Origin of the sequence: Mesorhizobium sp. Pch-S (genome assembly GCF_004136315.1) — a bacterium.
In the GTDB taxonomy this organism is placed as follows: Bacteria; Pseudomonadota; Alphaproteobacteria; order Rhizobiales; family Rhizobiaceae; genus Mesorhizobium.
In genome coordinates this window covers 5,278,106-5,297,700 of sequence record NZ_CP029562.1, presented here as the reverse complement: position 1 = coordinate 5,297,700, position 19,595 = coordinate 5,278,106, and the positions used below count along the sequence as shown (strand labels likewise).

Sequence of the window (19,595 nt, the reverse complement as noted above, 5' to 3'; positions counted from 1 at the left end):
GGCGACTTGAACGAGATGCCCCAATAGTTGCGATAGATATCTTCAAACAGATAGTCGATCGGACGCATTGCTGCCTCACTTCCCCGATCCGGATCATTTCGGATTTGAATCGATCCAAGATCGGTCTAAAAATTTTTGGATCGATCCAAATCCTCTGCCTCCCTCGACGCAAAGTCAAGGCAAATATGGATCGATCCAACAATTGTGATACAAGGTCGGCGGTCTGGTGATCATCAGGCCTCTGAAAAACGCCCGGACATCGATACGTCCACCGATGAGAAGGATGACTGATGGCAAGACAGGCAACCGCGATCAAACCGGTCAGACTGGCGGATGTCGCCAAGGCTGCCGGCGTCTCGCACGGCACCGCCTCGAATGTCTTCAGCCACCCGGAAATCGTGCGCGAAGAAGTACGCGAACGCGTCAAGGCGGCTGCGGACGCACTCGGTTACGCCGGCCCCGACCCCAAGGGCCGCCTGCTGAGGGCCGGCAAGGTCAACGCCATCGGCGTTGCCACCGCGGGACCCCTCTCCTATTTCTTCGACGACCCTTTCGCGCGCGTGGTCATGTCCGGCATCTCGGAAATTTGCGATGCCACGGGTGCCGGCCTGTCGCTGGTGTCTGCGATCAACGGCGAACATCTCGCCTGGAACATCCAGAGCGCATTGGTCGACGGCTTCATCGTCTTCTGCGTGGAAGGCAACTGGCAGCCAGTGTATCTGACCCGCGAGCGAAAACTCCCCTTCGTCGTGCTCGACTTCGGTTATGACGAGGGTGCGCTTTCAGCCATCGGAATCGATAACAAGGCCGGCGCGAAACTGGCTGCGGACCACCTTCTGGCATTCGGCCACAGCCGTTTCGGCGTGCTGGCGCTGAATTTCGACGAGGGAAGCAGCGGGCCGGTGACCGCTCTGCGCGCCGAAGGCGCCACCTACTCCGGCACACGCGACCGCCTCTACGGCTATCTGGAAACGCTCGCCGGTGCCGGCATTGATGCAGCCAGTGTTCCGATTTACGAAACCGGCAACGATGTGCCGACCGTACATGCAAGCCTCGACTACATGTTCGACCTGCCAGAACCACCGACCGCGCTGCTTGCGATGTCCGACCGGATTGCCATGATCGCGATCGACTGGCTCAAGGAACGCGGCCTGTCGGTACCTGGCGATGTCTCCATTGTCGGCTTCGACGGCGTTCCGGAAGCGGCCACATGCAAGCCGTCGCTGACCACGATCGCTCAGCCGATGCGGGAAATGGGCCGCCGTGCCGCCCGCGCCATCCTAGACCCGGGCCAGGCCGAACGCCGGCAGGAGATGCCGATCGAGCTGGTCGTGCGCGAATCGGCCGGTCCCGTCAGCGAACGCTGACCAGCTGCGCGCTGAAACCCCGGCTCTGCTGCGGCGCCTTCGTCTTGCTCGTCCATCCTAGCCGTGACAGCCATTCGAGATAGTAGGCGAACGCGAACTGCGCAGCGATGCCGGTGGCAATCAGCATGGCGTCGTAGGAAAAGCCGCCGGGTCGCACCAGCTTCAGCACCTGCGCCATGATTGCAAGCAAGGTGCCGGCAATGAACACCGGCAGTGACCGCTTGCCGAGGATGGCAAGCGGGTGATCGAGCGGCTTGCGGAAGAAACCCGAAACAGCAGGCAGCGCCACGATCAGATAAGCAACTGAAAGCACGTGCAGCAGCCGGGACAGCGACAGGAAAGTCTTGTCGAAACCGGCAAGCACCGGTGGCAGACCAAACCAGGTATCCTGCCCCCACCAGGGGCCACGAACCCAGACCAGAGCGATGAGTGCATAGGCAGCGGCTGCGCCAAGCAGCCAGACATTCACCGGAATGCAGCCGCCACGGCGTACATGCAATGTGCCGACGACACCGATGGTGAAAAGAAATTGCCACGACAGCGGATTGAGGAACCAGAACCCCTGCTCTGGATAGTTTGGCGGCGCAACCTGATAGAGGCCGGCCCACAACCAGACGATGCCAGAAACCGTCAGCGTTGGCAGCGGCCAGCGCCCGCCAAGGAACAGAAGCGCTGGCGCCGCGAGAAGCAACACTGCGTAAAGTGGCAGAATGTTGTTATAGCCGATCTGGTGACCGAGCGTGGCAATGCCGAGCAACACCTCAGGCGTGCGTTCGATCAAGGGGCCAATGTTGATCTGCGTCAGGAAGTCCGGACGCCTGGCGAGCAATGCGGCCGCGCAGAAGATGGCGATCGAGGCCACGGTGGTGACGATATGGGCAGCGTAGAGCACGCCGGCGCGGCGCCACATCCTGAGCGTCGCCAGCAATCGGTCTCCCGGCTGGAACTTGCGACCATAAGCAAGGGCGACGGCAATGCCCGAAATCAGCACGAACGCTTCGGCTGCATCGGAGAAGCCGAAATTCTTGTATGTGAAGAGCTCGAACCTGGTGCCGGGCACATGATCGATGAAGATCATCAGCAGAGCGAGCGCACGCAGAACATCGATGCGGGTATCACGTTCGGAAGAGAGCGGTGTGGTCATGATTAGGACTCCGCAACGGTTCACATTGTCTGCGGTTCACCCCCTAGCCTCCGTCACGGAACCGCTCGACACTCCATATCAGCGCAAAAGTGATGAAAAACAGAGCAGGCCCAATCACTTTTGGGACGATCCAAAAATGTTTCGTTTTGAAGCCGGCAAACAGAGACAAAATGATGGAAAATCAAACGGCTGGAACCGATAGTCGACAAAATACGGAGATCGCGGCATTACGACGCGACCTGTCGTTCTCCTATCGCCTCCAGGTCCCGCAGCACGCGGGCAGCGAGGTGCTCATCCTGCTGCACGGCTCGGCAGCGGACGAGACGACGTTGATGCCTCTGGCTATGGCTGCCGCCCCGCGAGCAAAGCTGGTGGCGGTGCGCGGCCGCATCATACAAGACGGCGATCTGCGCTGGTTCAGGCGGGTCACGCCGACGGAATTCGACCAGGCCAGCATCCGCACGGAAGCGCATGCTTTTGCGCATTTCATCGACGAGCTGGTCGCCCGTCACAATCTGGAGCCGGCACATATTGCCTTCATCGGTTATTCCAACGGCGCCAACCTGGTGACCAGCACCATGCTGCTGACCCCCGGAGTGCTCCGACGCGCGGTGCTGCTGCGCGCCATGCCGGTACTGCATCACGTCCCGGATACCGACTTATCGGGTGCGCATGTGCTGATGATAACCGGCGCCAACGACGTCACCTACGCGCCTTTCGCGCCAGCGCTCGCCGGACTGCTGCGGGCGCATCACGCCAACGTCGATGAACATACGGTAGCCTCCGGCCATGAATTCGGCGCAGTGGACGGCAATATCATCAGCGGATGGCTCGACCGGCGGCGATCCGTCGCTGCAACTTGAACGCAAGCCGCTGCCACACCATTTGAAATGAGAGGCGGGTCCTGAACCGGCCAACCATGAGGATATTCAGCAAATGAACGCGCGCGTTCTCGACGGCGAGATCATCACTTCCAGGCTGGACGACGTCCGTGCCTATGACGGCGTCCGCTCGCGCCGCGTCTTTGCCTGCATCATCGACTATCTGGTGGTCGGCGTACTGACCATTCCATTTGCCATCCTGGTATTCCTCTTCGGCATCATCACGCTGGGCCTGGGCTGGATGCTGTTTTCAGTTCTCGTGCCCGCAGTCGCCGTGGTCTACATCTGGAATACGCTGGGTGGTCGCGATCAGGCCACGCTTGGCATGAAGGCGATGGGTATCCGCCTGGACAGGCTGGACGGCACCCCGATCGATGGCATGACCGCTGTTGTGCATTCGGTGCTGTTCTGGGCGGGCAATGTGATTCTCACGCCACTGGTGCTGCTCGTCACGCTGTTTTCCGACCGCAAGCGCACGCTGCACGACCTGCTGCTGGGTACCGTCGTCAGCCGTACCGACCGCTGAGACGGGACTTGTCCACACTGTGCTGCCCAACCAACGAATATATGGGCCAGAAGGCACGCCGACACGATTATCCTGTTGAATTTTTTGCCGCGCGCGCCAAGCTAGGGCAATTCCAGCAAAAGTGCGCAGCGGTTTTGCGTCCGGAATTGCGCGAAAACAAAAAGCTGGAGCATTTCCGCGTTTCCGCGAAAAGTGGAAACGCTCCGTAGTTCGTGGGAGCATTTTTCGACGCGCGATGACGCAGCATCCTACCCAGTCTCCGCAATTCTTCCTGACCGCGCCCTCGCCATGCCCGTATCTAGAAGGTCAGTTCGAGCGGAAGGTGTTCACCCATCTGGTCGGTGACAAGGCCTCGGAGATGAATGACCTCCTGACCCAGGGAGGCTTTCGCCGCTCGCAGAACATCGCCTACCGCCCAGCCTGCGAGAATTGCCGCGCCTGTGTTTCGGTGCGTATCCTGGCGCAGGAGTTCGAACCCAGTCGCAACATGCGCCGCGTGACGCAGCACAATGCCGATCTCGTCGGCGTCATGCACGACGCCGAACCGTCGACCGAACAATACTCCCTCTTCCGCGCCTATCTCGACGCCCGTCACCGCAAGGGGGGCATGTCGGACATGACGGTTCTCGACTACGCCATGATGGTCGAGGACACCCATGTCGACACCAAGATTATCGAGTACCGTCGGCGCGGACCCGACACATTCATCACCGGCAAGGGCCAGGGTGCACTGGTGGCGGTGGCATTGACCGACAAGATGGCCGATGGCCTGTCGATGGTTTATTCCTACTTCGATCCCGACCTGGATGAGCGCTCGCTGGGCACCTTCATGATCCTAGACCATATCCAGCGTGCCAAGGCGATGGGCTTGCCCCATGTCTATCTCGGCTACTGGGTCAACGGTTCACGCAAGATGAATTATAAGATGCGTTTCATGCCGCAGGAACATCTCGGCCCGAAGGGCTGGGAACGCTTCAGCGGCTGAGACTGAACAATCCGGCCCGTCCAGCCTTTTCAAGGCTCCTAACGCTGCCGTTGCTTTAAGGCGGGGGCCTCCACGTGACAGTTTCCCACGACCACTCCAAAGGTCTGCTGGTTGCCGCGCTCGGTGGCATGGCGTTGACGGTGGACATCCCGCTGATCCGCCTGGCCGACGGCGCGCCCTGGACCATCCTGATGCTGCGCAGCGGCACCACGCTGCTTGCGGGACTGATCGTGTGGGCGATATGGCGCTGGTGGACGCCCAGCGCACCCAAATTGATCCCGGGTCGTGCTGGCCTGGCTGTCGCTGCACTTTACGGGCTCGGCTCGATCGCCTTCATCACTGCCGTCTTCAACACCACGACTGCCAATCTCGTCTTCATCCTCGCCTTCAACACCATGTTCGCGGCGCTGTTGTCCTGGCTGTTCCTCGGCGAACGACCGCGCCCGGCCACGTTCGTGACAATGGCCGCCATGATCGTTGGCGTCGGCATCATCGTCGGGGGCTCGATCGGTTCCGGCCATTTGTTCGGCGACGTGCTTGCAGCCACGTCGGCATTCTGTGTCGCGTCCGCCATCACGATCTCGCGCCGCAGCGGCAAGGACATGGGCTTCCCCGCCCTTATCGGCGTCGTGCTGCCTTTCCTGGTTGCCGTCTACATGGTCTGGAACACCGGCTTTCAGGTAAACGCGCCCTGGTGGATCCTGTTCAATGGCGGTGTGATCATCCCGATCTCGTTCTTCTGCCTGGCCACCGCGCCGAAATACATTTCCGGTCCGGAAGTGGCGATGTTCTACCTTCTGGAAACGGTGCTTGCGCCGGTATGGGTCTGGATGGTGTTCGACGAGGTGCCATCGCGCGACACCCTCATCGGCGGCGCGATCCTGATCGTGGCCCTGATCGCGCATTCGCTGTGGCAACTGCATCTTGGCCGCCAGCGCCGCGCGGCGCTGGCCGTGCGTCACCCGGCCTGAACTTTTCTCGACTCCAGGACCACCGGTTCCGCAGCAGCCGAGGCGATGGCTTCCGGCTCGGTGGAAGGTGTCTCGGCCGGCTGGTTGTCGACCACTTCCACCTCGTGCAGCCATTCGCGCCAGATGGCGACGAGCAACGCCATCAGCACCGGGCCGATGAACAGACCAAGGAAGCCCATGGTTTTCACGCCGCCGATCAGCCCGAAGAAGGTCGGCAGGAACGGCAGCTTGATCGGCCCGCCCACAAGCTTGGGACGAATCGTCTTGTCGACGATGAAGAGTTCCACGGATCCCCAGACGAACAACACCACGCCTGCCACAACCGAACCCGAGCCGACCAGATAAAGTGATACCAGCGTGAACGAGAGTGGCGCACCACCCGGGATCAGCGCCATCACGCCGGTCAGCGCGCCGAGCGTCACCGGTGACGGCACGCCGGCCAGCCAGTAGGCAATGCCCAGAACCACCCCCTCGCCGATCGCGATGACGGTCTGGCCCGTAACAGTGGAAGAAATGGTGGCCGGCACCACGCGCGAGATGCGCTCCCAGCGCATCGGGAGAATGCGTTCGCCCAGCGTGTCGATCTGGCGCGCGAAACTTTCCCCGTCGCGATAGGCGAAGAACAGCGCGATCAGCATGAACAGCAGCGTCAAAAGCAGTGAAAACGCGCTGCCACCGGCGGCTAGCACGGTCTGATAGATGGATCGGATGTTGGCACCGCTCACCAGTTGGATCAGTTGGCCGATGCCGCCGGGATGGCCGATGTTTCTCGTCCACTGCTCGTTCAGCCATTCACCGACAACAGGCAGGCTGGCAATCCATTGTGGCGTCGGGGCACCATGGCGGTTGGTTCCGATCGCCCAGGTCACCCACTCGCGCACTTCGTTGATGACATAGGTGCCAGCCAGGGAGATCGGAATGACCAGGAATGCGAGGATGAGCACGAGCGCGATCGTCGCCGCTATCGTGCGATTGCCGTTGACCCCTGCAAGCAGGCGCCGGTAGAGCGGCCAACTGGCGAAGGCAATGACGAGAGCCGCCAGAACCGGGACCAGGAACCCATAGAAGAAGTAGACACCGGCCGCGACCACCAGGACGAGAAGCCAGCGCGCGGCTGACAATGGCGGAATGACGGCAGCCCGCATCGGAGCAGGCACACCAAAAAGGCGCGGTTCCTTCGGTCTCGTCTGCGGTGATTTCAAACACTTACCCCGAATCGACAACGACGCCACAAATGGTGGCGCCTCCCGCACTATGGCGCACGATAGTGCAGCAATCGTGACTATAAGCCAATTGCAAGCAGATTCCTGCCAACGGCTGCAGTCACGGGCAAGAACAAGGGCTCAGGCAGCCTTGCCGGTGGGGCGCAGCATGGAGACCATCACCGTGCGCACGACCGTCTCGACCTTGTCGAGCGCAACGCCGTTGGCGGGCAGGTCATTGTTGGCGATGCCCTGAATGATCGACATGATTACCGGCACCAATGTTTCGAGCTCGAACAGCGGATCGATTTCGCCGCGGTCGAGTGCCGCACCAAGATATTGGAGGAAGATGCCGCGCACCTCGGCGAGATGGTTGCAATAGATCGCACGCACACTCTCGCTGCGCGTTGCCTCGGCGTGAAATTGCGCAATCAGCGCGCAGGCATCCGTCTCATGTACGAAACGGATATGGGTCATCGCGCCAAACACCATGCCTTCGACGACATCGCGTTTCGTCAGCATCTCCGCCAGCTTTTCTTCATCATCGCGCCGCGCCGCGGCGCAGATCTCCTCGATGATCGCTTCCTTGGAGACGAAATAGCGATACAGCGCGCCGGGGCTCATGCTGGCTTCCGCGCAAATCTGCTGCATCGAGGCGCCCTGAAAGCCTTCGCGAGCAAAACAGGTCTTGGCCGCGTCCAGGATGCGCTGGACCTGAAGTTCGCGCCGCTCGGCACGGGACAGCGCCCGCCCCTCATCAATCTCGGCTTCCAGCAGCATCTCGATATTGCCAAGCGCGGTTTTCATTGCTATTTCCGAAATGCGAATGATCATTCTCAATTTATGCGAGCGATCATTCTCGGTCAACGTCGAGCCGTGCGAAACATTCCTGACAAAGTCAGGCAACGAAAATCGCGCGAGTTCGTTCATAGCGCTTATTACATTCTATCCATTACAGCGAGAGATGAGACCGATGTACCCATCACACGATCAGGATCCTCACCCGATCGCGAATGGCGACGCTCCCTATTTGAAACTTATCGAGGCGATGCGGCCCCTCGCCGGCAAGTGGAAGATCGAGATCCTCTGGATCCTTGCTCAACGCCGTCACCGTTTTGGGGAGTTGCGGCGCAGTTTGCCCGGCATCACCCAGCACATGTTGACGTTGCGCCTGCGCGAGATGGAAGCCGACGGGTTGATCCGCCGCACTGTCTATCCCGAGAACGTGCTCAGGGTGGAATATGAGGTCAGTGAGGGTGCCCAGCACCTGAAGCCGGCTTTCAGGGCACTCGTCGAGTGGTCCGAGCAATATGGCCCACTTGCCAAACAGCGCGAAGCTGATGCCGTCGTTCGCGCATTGCCGGGTATCGCGGCCTGAAGCGCCGCGATACCCGCGACCGCTAGGGGCTGGTCTTGGTATCGTAATCGGCGATATGGCCGAAGACGTAGCCCTTCCCGCGTAGTCCGGCGACCAGCGCGGTCAGCTTTTCCTTACCCTGGAAGACATCCTGGAACATCTCGTCGTGCATGAGCAGGATGAGCTTGTTCTTGCCCACTGTTCGCCCGGCGGCGAACAGATGGCCGATCTCGTCGATCAGGCGCTCGACCGACTGCACCGGTTTGCCGCTGTCGTCATGCACCCACTCGAAGTCCCAGCCGTAGAGGTGAAAGCCTGATGCGGCGACGAACTCGAAATCCACTTGTTCGCGCTGCGCCTCCTCCAGACTGAGCCCAAAGTCGTCTCGGGACATGTAACGCAGTCTGAACACGTCGCGCCCCGGCAACCGGGCCGGAATGGGAGGCGGCGCGCTGAGCCCAAGCACCGTGTTGGCCTTCAGCATATCGGCGACCACCGCCTCGGTATCAGCGTAGAAACGCTCATAGCGGTTGTTGGCATGGCTGAAACTATGGTTGCCGAGTGTCAATAGCGGCAGCGACTTGACACGCTTCAGCAAAGCTCCTCGCTCCGGGCTCGCCAGGACATGCTGCCCGACCATGAACATCGCTGCGGGCACCTGCTCGGCCTCCAGGACATAAAGCACGTTGGCGGTGCCGTTGAGCGGGCCATCATCGAAAGTCAGGAAGATGGTGCGCTCGACGGCGCCAGCCGGCATGCACGCAGCAACCACCAGGAACAGTGCCGCACGCAGAACTGCCGGCATCGAAACGCTCCACCCCTCGAATATGAGCGGACCAAGGTAGAGAGCCGGGCACAAGCGTCAAGAAGTCACTGCACCTTTGGCCTTCGAAATTCAGGACCTGCCTTGCACGGCATGCAGCCAGCGATTGCCTCAGTCGGAAAGATATTCCCGCACCAGCAGCCGACCGCGATGAAGTTTCGCCTTGATGCCCTGGCGTGTCTCGTCAAGGCTCGCCGCGATCTCGTCGATCGTCATCTCGCGCAGGTCGCGCAACAGCAAAACCTCGCGATAATGCGGCGGCAGCGCTTCTATAGCGGCTGCAATATCCAGGGCCAGTTCGGCTTGCGGGCGTGTACCGAAGGAGCGCTCGAGGTCAAGTTCCGCCAGGGACTGCGGCGCGTGCAACCGCAGAGCGCGCGCCAACCGCGCGCATTCCCGCCTCACCACCGTGAAAAGCCAAGCAGAGATCGCCGTCAGCGAACGGATCGTGCCGATCCGGCGCGAGAGCTGCCACAGAGCCTCCTGCGCTGCATCCTCGGCATCGGCGGAACCGCGGCAGCTCGAGCGGGCGTAGCGGCGAATGTCAGGTTGAGCGATCTCGAGAAGCCTGAGGATCGCCTTGCGGTCTCCCAACCGCGCGGCGTCGAATACATCGGAAGGAACGCTGTTCATCCCACGCCTACCGTTGCCGCCCCAGTCCGGTCACGGCGCACATCGGGCAATAGCCGAGCAATCCCGACAACGCCAAAGCCACGCCGGCGGCAGCCCCCAAATAGCTGGCGGGTGCTGCAAGCCATACCAAAGCAGCAACTGCAGCCGCTGCCCCGATGACGATCCGCACCACTTGATGCAGGCTGCCGATGTTCTTGCGATAGAAGGCCATGTCTTGTCTCTCCCGTCCGGCACCGTACCGGCTTCAAGGACAAGAGGCGCGAATCCGGCAAAAGGATTCGCGCTCCGCAAGAATTATCCGAACTTGCCGGTACGCGGAAAACCTTTCGGCACCATCCGGCCGGCAGCAGCACGATTGCCGATCCATTCGGCGAGTTCCTCGCGCGGACGGGTGAACGTGCGGTCGGCGGAATCCTGCCAGGAAAGGCCGCTTTCCATGACGAATGTCTTCACATCCAGAACGCCGCCGTCCTTGTACTTCTGCAGGCGAACGCCCTTGCCGCGTGCCATTTCCGGGATTTCAGACAGCGCGAACACCAGCATCTTGCGGTTGTCGCCAACGATGGCGACATGGTCGCCAACGGCCGGCAGGCACCGCTTGGCTTCATCCGGCGACTTCACGTTCATCACCTGCTTGCCCTTGCGGGTATTGGCGACGACCTCTTCCTCGGAAACCACGAAACCGTTGCCCTGATGCGAGACCAGCAGCAGCTTCCGCTTCGGATCATGGACAAAGGCCGTGACGATGTCCTGATCGTTCTCCATGTCAACGATGATGCGGATCGGCTCGCCATGGCCGCGGCCACCCGGCAACCGGTCGGCACCGATGGTGTAGAACTTGCCGCCGGTGGTGAACACGAGGATCTTGTCGGTGGTCTGGGCATGGAAAGCGAGCTTCAGCCCGTCGCCCTCCTTGAAGCTGAACAGCGAATGGTCGGTCAGGTGGCCCTTCATGGCGCGCAGCCAGCCCTTTTCCGACACAACCACCGTCACCGGCTCCTTTTCGATCATCGCATGCGCGATATCGGTCAGGTCGTGCTCGGGCGCATCGGCGAACTGGGTACGACGCGGGCCAAGTTCCTTGTTTTCCTCAGGCCCGAAATCGCGGCGAATCTTCTGGATTTCCCAGGCGATGGTCTTCCACTGCTTTTCCACGGAGGCGAGCAAGGATTCGATCTGCTTCTTCTCCTCCGAAAGCCCATCGAACTCCTTTCGGATTTCGAATTCCTCGAGCTTGCGCAGGGCACGCAGCCGCATGTTGAGGATGGCTTCGGCCTGCACGTCGGTCAGCGACCAGCGGGCCATCATCACCTGCTTGGGCTCATCCTCCTCACGGATGATGCGGATCACCTCGTCGATGTTGAGATAGGCGATCAGGTAGCCGCCGAGGATCTCCAGGCGCTTTTCGATTTCACTCAGCCGATGCTTCGAGCGGCGCACCAGGACTTCGCGCCGGTGTTCCAGCCACTCCTGAAGCACGCCCTTGAGCGACAGCACGTTGGGCACCTTGCCGCGCGACAGCACGTTCATGTTGAGCGGGAAGCGGCTTTCGAGCTCGGTCAGCTTGAACAGCGATTCCATCAGCAGGCCCGGATCGACCGTGCGGCTCTTCGGCACCAGAACGACGCGGATGTCTTCCGCACTTTCGTCGCGGATGTCTTCCAGCAGCGGCAATTTCCTGGCCATCAGCAGTTCGGCGATCTTTTCGATCAACCGGGACTTCTGGACACCATAGGGGATCTCGGTGACCGCGATCACCCAGGTGCCCCTGCCCTGGTCTTCCTGGGTCCATTTCGAACGGACGCGGAAACCGCCTCTGCCGGTCTCATAGGCATCGAGAATGGATTGGCGGCTGTCGACGATGATGCCGCCAGTCGGGAAATCGGGCCCCTGCACGAACTCCACCAGCTTGGCGACGGAAGCGTCGGGGTGGTCGATCAGGTGAAGAGCGGCATCGCACAGCTCGGCAACGTTGTGTGGCGGCACCGACGTCGCCATGCCTACAGCGATGCCGGATGAGCCGTTGGCAAGCAGGTTCGGGAACGCCCCCGGCAGGACGATCGGTTCCTCGTCCTCTTCATTGTAGGTCGGGCGATAGTCGACAGCATCCTCGGTGATGCCGGCGAGCAATTCCGTCGCCACGTCCGTCATGCGCGCTTCGGTGTAACGCATGGCGGCAGGATTATCGCCGTCGATGTTGCCGAAGTTGCCCTGCCCGTCGACCAGCGGATAGCGCATGGAGAAATCCTGCGCGAGACGGACCAGCGCATCGTAGATCGACTGGTCGCCATGCGGATGGAATTTACCCATCACCTCGCCGACGATGCGGGCGCATTTCGCAAAGCCCTGGTCGGGGTTGAGACGCAGCAGCCGCATGGCATGCATGATGCGCCGGTGCACCGGCTTCAGCCCGTCGCGAACGTCCGGCAGGGCGCGATTCATGATCGTCGAAAGCGCGTATGAAAGATAACGATCTTCCAGCGCCTTCTTCAGGTCGACCGATTCGATGTTGTCGTGGCCACCATTGTCAGGCGGCAAAAGGCTCTTTCCCATGGGTTTGGACTAGCCGAGAGGGTGATTCGCGACAAGAGGCGTGCGGGTCAAGCCGTGCCGAGACCGGTCCGACGAAGCGGCAGGCACGCAGACATAGCCTATTTCCGGAGCCGGCGGTCGCCATGAAACTGTAACATGAGCCGTTTAAGCGCGGCGCGTCGATGCGGGATGTTGCGCGCACAGCCGCCATGACGTAAGGACCGCGCCTTGCCGCTGCCCGACTTGCCGGATCTGTCTTTTTCCGTGAATGTCGGCCTTTCTGGCGGGAATGCCTTCTTCCGGCCCAGTTCGTTGCGGACGGGTGAAGGTGCAAATATGAACAGATTTTTTCTGGACAGACTCTGTCACTTTTGGAGCACGAGATGACCATCCATCGCTCAACCCTTCGCAAGTCCGCCTATACGGCACTTCTCCTTACCCTGCCGCTCAACCCGGCTTTCGCGGCCGATACCAAGGCTGTGGCCGAGCGCCTCAAGGCGTCCTTCGAGAACCAGGGCGTGACCCTCGCCTGGACCGGCGTTTCCGGCGACACCTCCAGCATGGTGCTGGAAGGCGTGACGATCGCTCCTGCCGGAGACAAGGAACCGCTGAAGATCGGCAACGTCACTTTCAAGAACGTGAGCGATGCCAATGGCGGCTATCTGGTCGACACTGTCTCGACCGAAGCTTTCGCCCAGGAGAAGGACGGCGCCAAGTTCGAGATCAGCCCCTTTGTCATCAACGGCATGACCATTCCCGGAGAAGGCAACACCGATCCTGTCGCCTCGCTGCTGATGTACAAGTCCGCCCACCTCGACAGCCTTTCCGTCAAGATCGGCGACAAGACCGCGTTCTCAGTCGCGAATACCAACGTCGACATCGTTCCGCCGGCTGACGGCCAGCCGATGACCTTCACCGGCGGCGCCGAGAAATTCACCGGCGACCTGTCGCTGGTGCAGGATGCCGACACCAAGGCGATGATCGATGGCCTCGGCTACCAGAACATCTCCGGCAAGCTCGACATGGCCGGTTCCTGGGAACCCAAGGAAGGCAAGATGGACCTGTCGAAGTACGACATCACCGTCGACAATGCCGGAACGCTCGGCATGGCCTTCTCGCTCGGCGGTTACACCACCGAGTTCATCAAGTCGCTGCAGCAGTTGCAGAAGAAGATGGCCGCGTCGCCGGAAGGCGTGGACAAGTCGGCTGAAGGCATGGCCGTGCTCGGCCTGATGCAGCAGCTCACCTTCAACAGCGCCTCTATCCGCTTCGCCGACAACTCGCTGACCAACAAGGTGCTGGAGTTCGTCGCCAAGAAGCAGAACATGCAGGCAAAGGACATCGCCAACCAGGCCAAGGCCATCGTGCCGTTCGGCATGGCGCAGATCAACAACCCGGAGCTGACCGCTCAGGTGACGAAGGCCGTCAGCGACTATCTCGACAACCCGCAGAACCTGGTGATCGCGGCCAAGCCGGCCAGCCCGGTTCCGTTCGCGCTGATCGCCGCCGGCGCGATGGCAAGCCCTGCCGACCTCACCAAGACGCTTGGCGTGACCGTCACCGCCAACGGCAACTGAGGCATTCGCCGGAAAGCAAAAAAGGCCGCCCCTTGGGCGGCCTTTTTCTTTGAGCACACGACCCTGGCAGGGCTGAACACTCCTATTTGGTTTGACGCAATTCCGTAAGGAAAACCGCTGTGCGCTTTTCCCGGAATTGCTCTAGGCCCGGCTCAAGGCAACGTCCGTATGGGGACGGACCGGCAGAAGCGCCGCCAGCACATCGTCGTCTACTGGATCAAGGTCGATCGTACCGACCGTCTCGCCATCGACGAAATTCAGCGCAGCGCGGTAGCGCCGGGCCAGCGTCTTCATCGCCTGGTTCTGTGGGTGGGTGGTGACACGCAGCCGTGTGTAACCCAGTCCACGCGCCTGCGCGATCAGGCGCTCGAACAGGTGGCCGCCAATACCACGGTGCTGCAGGTGACGCTCGACGCTGAAGGCGATCTCGGCGGTTGGCTCGGCATCCTCCGGTCGCTCGTGCAGTTCCGCCGCGCCCAGAACCATGTCGTCCTCGACGTAACCGATAACCGTTGTGCCATCCGTAAAGCTGCGCTCGGCGTAGGACGCAATGAACGCGTCGTCGGTCAGCCCGTTGAAGCGATCGCGCCGGCTTTCGGCGTGCAGCCTCAGAAGATGATCGCGGAACCGCGGCAATTCGGAGGGTCTGAGCTGGCGTATGGTTCCCGTCAGGGGAACGGTGTTTGTAATCTGTCTTTCCATGTCGCACTCCTCGCGGGTTCCTCCCCGAGTCGGTGCTCGACGCTGTTAATGTCGCTAATATTGTGCAGCGCACCATGGATTGCAAGATCACCCAACGTAACGTTTACGTCAAGGTAAACAAGGATCAGTTTCCCGCCCAGACGTCCAGCACGTAGCGGTTTTCCTTGGCGAGGCGTTCGATCCAGGCATCGGCTTCCTGCGGATCGGCGTCAGTCTCCTCCGCATAGAGACGTGTCAGCGCGCGTTTCACATCCGGTTCCATCCGGCTGCCATCGCCACAGACATAGATATGCGCTCCGCTCTCGATCAGCTTCCAGACGGCAGCACCGTTCTTGCGGATGAGGTCCTGGACGTAAGTCCGTTCGCCATCATGGCGGGAAAAAGCGACATGCAGGTCGACAAGGCCAACCGAGGCCATCGTTTCAAGTTCATCGCGGTAGAGAAAATCCTGCTCCGGATGGCGACAGCCGAAAAACAGCATCGCCGGCGCCAGTGCCTCACCGGCCTTTGCCATAGCTTCCCGTTCCTGCAGGAACGCACGGAATGGTGCCAATCCTGTACCGGGCCCGACCATGATCAAAGGCCGTGCCCGATCGTCAGGGAGGCGGAAACCCGCCTTGGTCTCGCGCGTGGTGGCATGAATGACGGCCCCCTCGCCCGCCTGTGCCAGATGGTTGGAACAGGCACCACGATAGATGCCGTTGCCCGACCGTGACGGACCATCGACCACGCCCACAGTGATCGAGCAGCACCCTGCTTGTGAAGACGGCGACGACGAGATGGAATAATAGCGCGGCGCCAGCAGCGGCAGCATTTCCAGATATTGCCCGAAGGAGAGTTCACAGGCCGGGAACTGTTCGAGCAGATCCAGTACCGACCGGCGCTTGGCGAACACTTCAGCCTTGTAGGGATCGACACCGTCCTTGGCTTCGGCGACCAACGCTTCCAGCTGCGGCCTGGTGAAGGGACAGCGGGTTGCCGCCGCCATTATCTGGATCTGCTTGCGCGTGGCGACGGCCTGCAACTCGACATAGTCGGAGAGGATGCGGCGTACCGGGATCGGCCCGTCGGCCGGAAACGGCGCCTGCCGTCCGCCAGTGGTTTTCAGTTGAACCTGCGCATCGGGTGCGAAACCAAAGCGCCTTTCGACCCTTTCGACCAGGGTCGGGTCGTTGACCGGAACGACACACAGATGATCGCCGGCGCGGTAACCGAGGCCATCCGGCAACGCCACCTCGACGTGACGGGTGGAACGCCCCGACCCGGACGATTGCAGCTCGCGATTGCCGACAACTGTCATCGCGACTGCGCCGGACTGGTGTACCACCGGATTGACCGGCTGCCCGGAGACGATCTCGACCTGATAGAGAGGTTCCGCCTCCGCCTGTTCGGAAAAATCGATGTCGAGCCCCAGCGCTTCCCCGAGTGACGGAAACAGGCCCTTGAACCAATCCTGGAACTGGCCATCGAGATCCTCGCGCGCATCGCCCTCACCGCGCTGTGTGATGCGCTGGGCACCAAGAGCCTCGAGACGCTCATCGATGCGCCGCGGCGTTGCCTGGAAGGTTGAGGCCCAGTCACGGTTGCCACAGCCGAACACCAGATAGTTGACGCCCTTGGCTGCGTCCGGCTCGGCTTTTTCCAGCCATTCCATGAACCGCGTCGCATTGTCCGGCGGAGCGCCGTTGTAGGAGGCGCTGGCGATCACCACCGCACCCTGCGTCGGAAGGTTGCCGACGCGGGCGTCGAGCTCGTCCATGACGACGTCGAACCCATTCAGTTCGCCGGCCTGGGCGATTGCCCGGGCAAGATCCTCCGTTGTGCCGAGGTTGGAGCCATAAAGCACGGTGAGCGGTGTGCCGTGTTTCGGCCGCCTGGCAACCTGCACTGCCGATTGCGTGGCTTGATCGCCCAATGCGGCGCCTGGAATCACCGTCCCGCGCGTTCGACCAGGACGGGGTTTCACCCTCATGCGGAAACCGTCCGGCTTGATCGACATCGTCTCTTTGATGCGCAGCTGGTATTTCTGATGATCGAACAGCTGGAAACGCTGCAGGATCATGCCGATAACCAGCGTCGCCTCCTGCATGGCGAACTGACGGCCGATGCAGGCGCGCTGGCCATTGCCCCATGGCTTGAAGGCGTGGGCGGGCCGCGAAGCCTCGGCTTCGCGCGTGAAATTATCCGGATTGAAACGCTCGGGCTCCGCGCCCCAGATCGACGGGTCGCGGTGCAGCATCAGCGTGAGAAGCGTGGTGAAGGTGTTTTTCTTCACCTTGTATTGGCCGCCGAGCATCTCGTCATTGTAGGGATAGAGGCCGATCGCCGGCGCTGTTGGCCACAATCTCAGAGCCTCGTTGAGCACCTGCTGCACATAGGTGAGATGATTGACCTGACTGATCGTCGGCATGACGCCGATGTCATTGCCGAGCACACGATCGACCTCTTCATAGGCCTTTTCCAGCACATCCGGATTGTTGAGCAGGAAATAGAGCGTGAACGACATCAGCCCTGACGTCGTCTCGTGACCGGCAATCAGGAAAGTAATGATCTGGTAGCGGATGTTTTCGTCGGACAGGCTTTCGCCAGTGGTCTTGTCGACACCCGCCAGCATGAAGTTCAGAAGGTCCTTCTGTGCCTGGTCACCACCGCCGCGGCGGCGTTCGCGCACGATGTCGTCGACCAGCTTCGACATGAAAGTCACGTCGGTCTTCAATTGCTCGAGCCGCTTGCGCAGGATCACCTTCTCGAATGGCAGACCGCGCTGCACCATGCAGGTCTCGAGCGTGCGCGTCAGCGCATCGATGAAGGGATGGTAGTCGCGCCGGTAGAAGGAGTTGAAACGGTAGTCGAAGCCGCAGACCCCGATGGTGTCGAGTGCCAGTGCCGTCATGTCGTGCACCACATCGATGTCGTCATCGACGTTGAGTCGCTCCCACTTCATGCAGAGTTGACCGGCAATGTCCTGCATCAACGGCAGATAGCCTGCCATGGCACGCTGGGCGAAAGTCGGCAGCAGGATGTTGTGGGCCTTTGTCCAGTTGTCCTCCTGCGTATACGCCGTAAACAACCCGTCACCGGCGGCGGATCGAACCCGCCGCAGCGAGCCGCGCACGGCTTTGTCAAAACGGTTTTCGTCGCAGATCTCCTCGACCAGTGAGGCGCCGGACACCACCACCATCGGCGTGCCCATCATGTCGAGGCGGAAAATCGGCCCAAGCTCACGTGCGAGCTGCATCAGGCTTTGCAGAGGCGTCTCGGTATCCACCGTCAGCATATTGCCGACGATCGGCTTCTTGGGCGGACCTGGGATCCTGCCGAATCCGGTGTCCTGCGCCATGCGCGCCCTCCCTCAGACTTGCATCCGGTTCTGTTCCCTATCCGGAATAATCGTGAGTTTGGGCTGAAACGCAAGGATATGGAACGTGTGGCCTGCCATCGAGCCGATGACGTTGCGGAAACAATGAAGGCTTGACACCGCTGCTCAAAAAGTTGACGAAAAAAATCATATATACGGAAGTCCAGTCTAGAATTATTCCAGACTATGCGCCATATTCGCCCTAACACGTGCTTTGCGAAGGAGCGACCATGCGGCTCACGCGTCAAACCAACTATGCCATGCGGATCCTGATGTATTGTGCGGCCAATGATGACCGCCTCAGCCGCATCCCCGAAATCGCCGCTGCCTATACGGTGTCGGAACTGTTCCTGTTCAAGATCCTGCAGCCGCTGGTCGAACATGGGCTGGTAGAGACTGTGCGCGGCAGGAATGGCGGCGTCCGTCTCGGCAAGCCTGCGGCCGAGATCAGCCTGTTCGATGTCGTGCGCATCACCGAGGAGAATTTCGCCATGGCGGAATGCTTCGAGGCCGACGCCGACTGCCCGCTGATCGACAGCTGCGCGCTGAATTCCGCGCTGCGTGAAGCCCTCAACGCCTTCTTTGAAGTGCTCGGACGCTACACGATCGCGGATCTGGTCGCGGCGCGTCCGAACGTGCGTTCGCTGCTCGGCATTGATCTGCTGGAACGTCGCGCTCCCGCATCGGCTGCCTGATCGGGGGGATGCTGATCTACGACGATCGCATCCTGCATCGGCCTATATCGTAACGGATTGCGGCAGAACGAACGGCACGTCGCCGCTCGGCAAAACGCCGACGCGCATGCGGCAATCGAAAACCTTCTCGATCAGACTGTCACTGAGCACCGTGGACGGTGTCCCCGCAGCGGCCAGCGAACCCCGATGCATGACGAAGATGCGATCGGCATACATGGCCGTCAGGTTGAGGTCATGCAGGATGGTGACGACACCGCCTCCCCGTTTCGCGAAATCGCGCGCGATGTCCATGATGATCAGCTGATGCTTGACGTCCAGGCTCGACACCGGCTCGTCGAGGAACAGGTAACGAGGCCTGCCGTCCAGCACCGGTGCCCACACCTGGCAAAGCACACGGGCCAGTTGGACGCGCTGCTGCTCACCGCCTGACAGTTCCTGGTAGAAACGTCCCGCGAAGCCGTCCAGGTCAACCTTGGCCAACGCCCGCTCCGGCAAACGCTCGTTTTCGCCGGCCAGTGCGCCGGATCGCCCGCCGATCAGCCCAAGCCGAACGATCTCGTGCACCGTGAACGGAAAAGCGAGCGACGTTGCCTGGGGCAGCACAGCCCGCATCCCCGCGGCTTCCACCGGGCGCATTGCCGCCACTTCGCGGCCATTGATGACGATGGCCCCATCATAGCCGAGATCTCCGGACAACGCCTTGAGGAAGGTTGTCTTGCCGGAGCCGTTCGGTCCGACAATGGCAGCGATCTCGCCTGGGCGCGCTTCGAAATCGATGCCGGAAACGATGCGCTTTCCGGCAAGTTTCACTGAGACATCACGGGCTTCGATCATGGCTGATC

18 protein-coding genes are annotated in these 19,595 nt (G+C 61.1%); 8 read left to right on the top strand and 10 right to left on the bottom strand.

The window, feature by feature from the left end; translation table 11 throughout:
• Positions 1–290: 290 nt before the first annotated feature.
• Positions 291–1,367: a LacI family DNA-binding transcriptional regulator gene (locus C1M53_RS24740; RefSeq protein WP_129414642.1), complete on the top strand. Its 1,077-nt coding sequence runs from the start codon at positions 291–293 to the stop codon at positions 1,365–1,367.
• Here C1M53_RS24740 and opgC read toward each other — a convergent pair.
• Positions 1,354–2,511 carry an OpgC domain-containing protein gene (gene opgC / locus C1M53_RS24735; RefSeq protein WP_129414641.1) on the bottom strand — a complete coding sequence of 386 codons (1,158 nt, stop codon included), beginning with the start codon at positions 2,509–2,511 and terminating at the stop codon, positions 1,354–1,356. The genes C1M53_RS24740 and opgC overlap by 14 nt on opposite strands.
• A 92-nt stretch (positions 2,512–2,603) precedes the next feature.
• On the opposite strand from opgC, the gene C1M53_RS24730 reads away from it, so the two are divergent.
• The 4 genes from C1M53_RS24730 to C1M53_RS24710 all read left to right on the top strand — a co-directional run bounded on the left by C1M53_RS24730 (position 2,604) and on the right by C1M53_RS24710 (position 5,874).
• On the top strand, positions 2,604–3,374 hold the full coding sequence (locus tag C1M53_RS24730; RefSeq protein WP_245488275.1) for an alpha/beta hydrolase: 771 nt from the start codon (positions 2,604–2,606) through the stop codon (positions 3,372–3,374).
• A gap of 73 nt (positions 3,375–3,447) precedes the next feature.
• The gene (locus C1M53_RS24725; RefSeq protein WP_129414640.1) at positions 3,448–3,918 is read left to right on the top strand and encodes an RDD family protein; all 471 of its coding nucleotides are present in this window, start codon (positions 3,448–3,450) and stop codon (positions 3,916–3,918) included.
• Positions 3,919–4,153: 235 nt separating this feature from the next.
• Positions 4,154–4,903, top strand: coding sequence for an arginyltransferase (locus tag C1M53_RS24715; protein ID WP_129414638.1), 750 nt, complete (start codon positions 4,154–4,156; stop codon positions 4,901–4,903).
• Between the two features lie 74 nt (positions 4,904–4,977).
• Entirely contained in the window at positions 4,978–5,874 is an 897-nt protein-coding gene (locus C1M53_RS24710; RefSeq protein ID WP_165358236.1) for a DMT family transporter, read from the top strand.
• Here C1M53_RS24710 and C1M53_RS24705 read toward each other — a convergent pair.
• Both C1M53_RS24705 and C1M53_RS24700 read right to left on the bottom strand, forming a co-directional pair.
• Positions 5,862–7,019, bottom strand: coding sequence for an AI-2E family transporter (locus C1M53_RS24705; RefSeq protein WP_165358235.1), 1,158 nt, complete (start codon positions 7,017–7,019; stop codon positions 5,862–5,864). The genes C1M53_RS24710 and C1M53_RS24705 overlap by 13 nt on opposite strands.
• A 198-nt stretch (positions 7,020–7,217) precedes the next feature.
• Positions 7,218–7,883, bottom strand: coding sequence for a TetR/AcrR family transcriptional regulator (locus tag C1M53_RS24700; protein ID WP_165358234.1), 666 nt, complete (start codon positions 7,881–7,883; stop codon positions 7,218–7,220).
• A 241-nt stretch (positions 7,884–8,124) separates the two neighbouring features.
• Between C1M53_RS24700 and C1M53_RS24695 the strand changes: the two genes are divergently transcribed.
• Positions 8,125–8,454, top strand: coding sequence for a helix-turn-helix domain-containing protein (locus C1M53_RS24695; protein ID WP_165358358.1), 330 nt, complete (start codon positions 8,125–8,127; stop codon positions 8,452–8,454).
• Positions 8,455–8,476: 22 nt separating this feature from the next.
• Here C1M53_RS24695 and C1M53_RS24690 read toward each other — a convergent pair whose 3' ends face one another.
• The 4 genes from C1M53_RS24690 to parC form a co-directional block, all read right to left on the bottom strand.
• On the bottom strand, positions 8,477–9,238 hold the full coding sequence (locus C1M53_RS24690) for a polysaccharide deacetylase family protein (protein ID WP_129414635.1): 762 nt from the start codon (positions 9,236–9,238) through the stop codon (positions 8,477–8,479).
• A 129-nt stretch (positions 9,239–9,367) separates the two neighbouring features.
• The gene (locus C1M53_RS24685; RefSeq protein WP_129414634.1) at positions 9,368–9,889 is read right to left on the bottom strand and encodes a sigma-70 family RNA polymerase sigma factor; all 522 of its coding nucleotides are present in this window, start codon (positions 9,887–9,889) and stop codon (positions 9,368–9,370) included.
• Positions 9,890–9,896: 7 nt separating this feature from the next.
• Positions 9,897–10,100, bottom strand: coding sequence for a YgaP-like transmembrane domain (locus tag C1M53_RS24680; RefSeq protein WP_129414633.1), 204 nt, complete (start codon positions 10,098–10,100; stop codon positions 9,897–9,899).
• A gap of 83 nt (positions 10,101–10,183) precedes the next feature.
• Positions 10,184–12,442, bottom strand: coding sequence for a DNA topoisomerase IV subunit A (gene parC, locus C1M53_RS24675; RefSeq protein ID WP_129414632.1), 2,259 nt, complete (start codon positions 12,440–12,442; stop codon positions 10,184–10,186).
• Between the two features lie 362 nt (positions 12,443–12,804).
• Between parC and C1M53_RS24670 the strand changes: the two genes are divergently transcribed.
• Positions 12,805–13,998, top strand: a complete 1,194-nt coding sequence (locus C1M53_RS24670) for a hypothetical protein (RefSeq protein WP_129414631.1) — start codon at positions 12,805–12,807, stop codon at positions 13,996–13,998.
• 141 nt (positions 13,999–14,139) lie between these two features.
• Here the strand turns inward: C1M53_RS24670 and C1M53_RS24665 are convergent, their stop codons facing one another.
• Together C1M53_RS24665 and C1M53_RS24660 are read right to left on the bottom strand one after the other, a co-directional pair.
• Positions 14,140–14,700: a GNAT family N-acetyltransferase gene (locus tag C1M53_RS24665; RefSeq protein ID WP_129414630.1), complete on the bottom strand. Its 561-nt coding sequence runs from the start codon at positions 14,698–14,700 to the stop codon at positions 14,140–14,142.
• 124 nt (positions 14,701–14,824) lie between these two features.
• Entirely contained in the window at positions 14,825–18,040 is a 3,216-nt protein-coding gene (locus C1M53_RS24660) for a cytochrome P450 (RefSeq protein ID WP_129414629.1), read from the bottom strand.
• Positions 18,041–18,288: 248 nt separating this feature from the next.
• On the opposite strand from C1M53_RS24660, the gene rirA reads away from it, so the two are divergent.
• Positions 18,289–18,753, top strand: coding sequence for an iron-responsive transcriptional regulator RirA (rirA, locus tag C1M53_RS24655; RefSeq protein ID WP_129414628.1), 465 nt, complete (start codon positions 18,289–18,291; stop codon positions 18,751–18,753).
• A 42-nt stretch (positions 18,754–18,795) separates the two neighbouring features.
• Here rirA and C1M53_RS24650 read toward each other — a convergent pair whose 3' ends face one another.
• Positions 18,796–19,587: a heme ABC transporter ATP-binding protein gene (locus C1M53_RS24650; RefSeq protein WP_129414627.1), complete on the bottom strand. Its 792-nt coding sequence runs from the start codon at positions 19,585–19,587 to the stop codon at positions 18,796–18,798.
• Positions 19,588–19,595 lie beyond the last annotated feature (8 nt).

What these genes read in the sequence shown, in the direction of transcription:
- C1M53_RS24740 (WP_129414642.1), top strand. Translation starts at nt 291, where the DNA reads ATGGCAAGACAGGCAACCGCGATCAAACCGGTCAGACTGGCGGATGTC.
- opgC (WP_129414641.1), bottom strand. Translation starts at nt 2,511, where the DNA reads ATGACCACACCGCTCTCTTCCGAACGTGATACCCGCATCGATGTTCTG.
- C1M53_RS24730 (WP_245488275.1), top strand. Translation starts at nt 2,604, where the DNA reads ATGAAAAACAGAGCAGGCCCAATCACTTTTGGGACGATCCAAAAATGT.
- C1M53_RS24725 (WP_129414640.1), top strand. Translation starts at nt 3,448, where the DNA reads ATGAACGCGCGCGTTCTCGACGGCGAGATCATCACTTCCAGGCTGGAC.
- C1M53_RS24715 (WP_129414638.1), top strand. Translation starts at nt 4,154, where the DNA reads ATGACGCAGCATCCTACCCAGTCTCCGCAATTCTTCCTGACCGCGCCC.
- C1M53_RS24705 (WP_165358235.1), bottom strand. Translation starts at nt 7,019, where the DNA reads ATGCGGGCTGCCGTCATTCCGCCATTGTCAGCCGCGCGCTGGCTTCTC.
- C1M53_RS24700 (WP_165358234.1), bottom strand. Translation starts at nt 7,883, where the DNA reads ATGAAAACCGCGCTTGGCAATATCGAGATGCTGCTGGAAGCCGAGATT.
- C1M53_RS24695 (WP_165358358.1), top strand. Translation starts at nt 8,125, where the DNA reads ATGCGGCCCCTCGCCGGCAAGTGGAAGATCGAGATCCTCTGGATCCTT.
- C1M53_RS24690 (WP_129414635.1), bottom strand. Translation starts at nt 9,238, where the DNA reads ATGCCGGCAGTTCTGCGTGCGGCACTGTTCCTGGTGGTTGCTGCGTGC.
- C1M53_RS24685 (WP_129414634.1), bottom strand. Translation starts at nt 9,889, where the DNA reads ATGAACAGCGTTCCTTCCGATGTATTCGACGCCGCGCGGTTGGGAGAC.
- C1M53_RS24680 (WP_129414633.1), bottom strand. Translation starts at nt 10,100, where the DNA reads ATGGCCTTCTATCGCAAGAACATCGGCAGCCTGCATCAAGTGGTGCGG.
- parC (WP_129414632.1), bottom strand. Translation starts at nt 12,442, where the DNA reads ATGGGAAAGAGCCTTTTGCCGCCTGACAATGGTGGCCACGACAACATC.
- C1M53_RS24670 (WP_129414631.1), top strand. Translation starts at nt 12,805, where the DNA reads ATGACCATCCATCGCTCAACCCTTCGCAAGTCCGCCTATACGGCACTT.
- C1M53_RS24665 (WP_129414630.1), bottom strand. Translation starts at nt 14,700, where the DNA reads ATGGAAAGACAGATTACAAACACCGTTCCCCTGACGGGAACCATACGC.
- C1M53_RS24660 (WP_129414629.1), bottom strand. Translation starts at nt 18,040, where the DNA reads ATGGCGCAGGACACCGGATTCGGCAGGATCCCAGGTCCGCCCAAGAAG.
- rirA (WP_129414628.1), top strand. Translation starts at nt 18,289, where the DNA reads ATGCGGCTCACGCGTCAAACCAACTATGCCATGCGGATCCTGATGTAT.
- C1M53_RS24650 (WP_129414627.1), bottom strand. Translation starts at nt 19,587, where the DNA reads ATGATCGAAGCCCGTGATGTCTCAGTGAAACTTGCCGGAAAGCGCATC.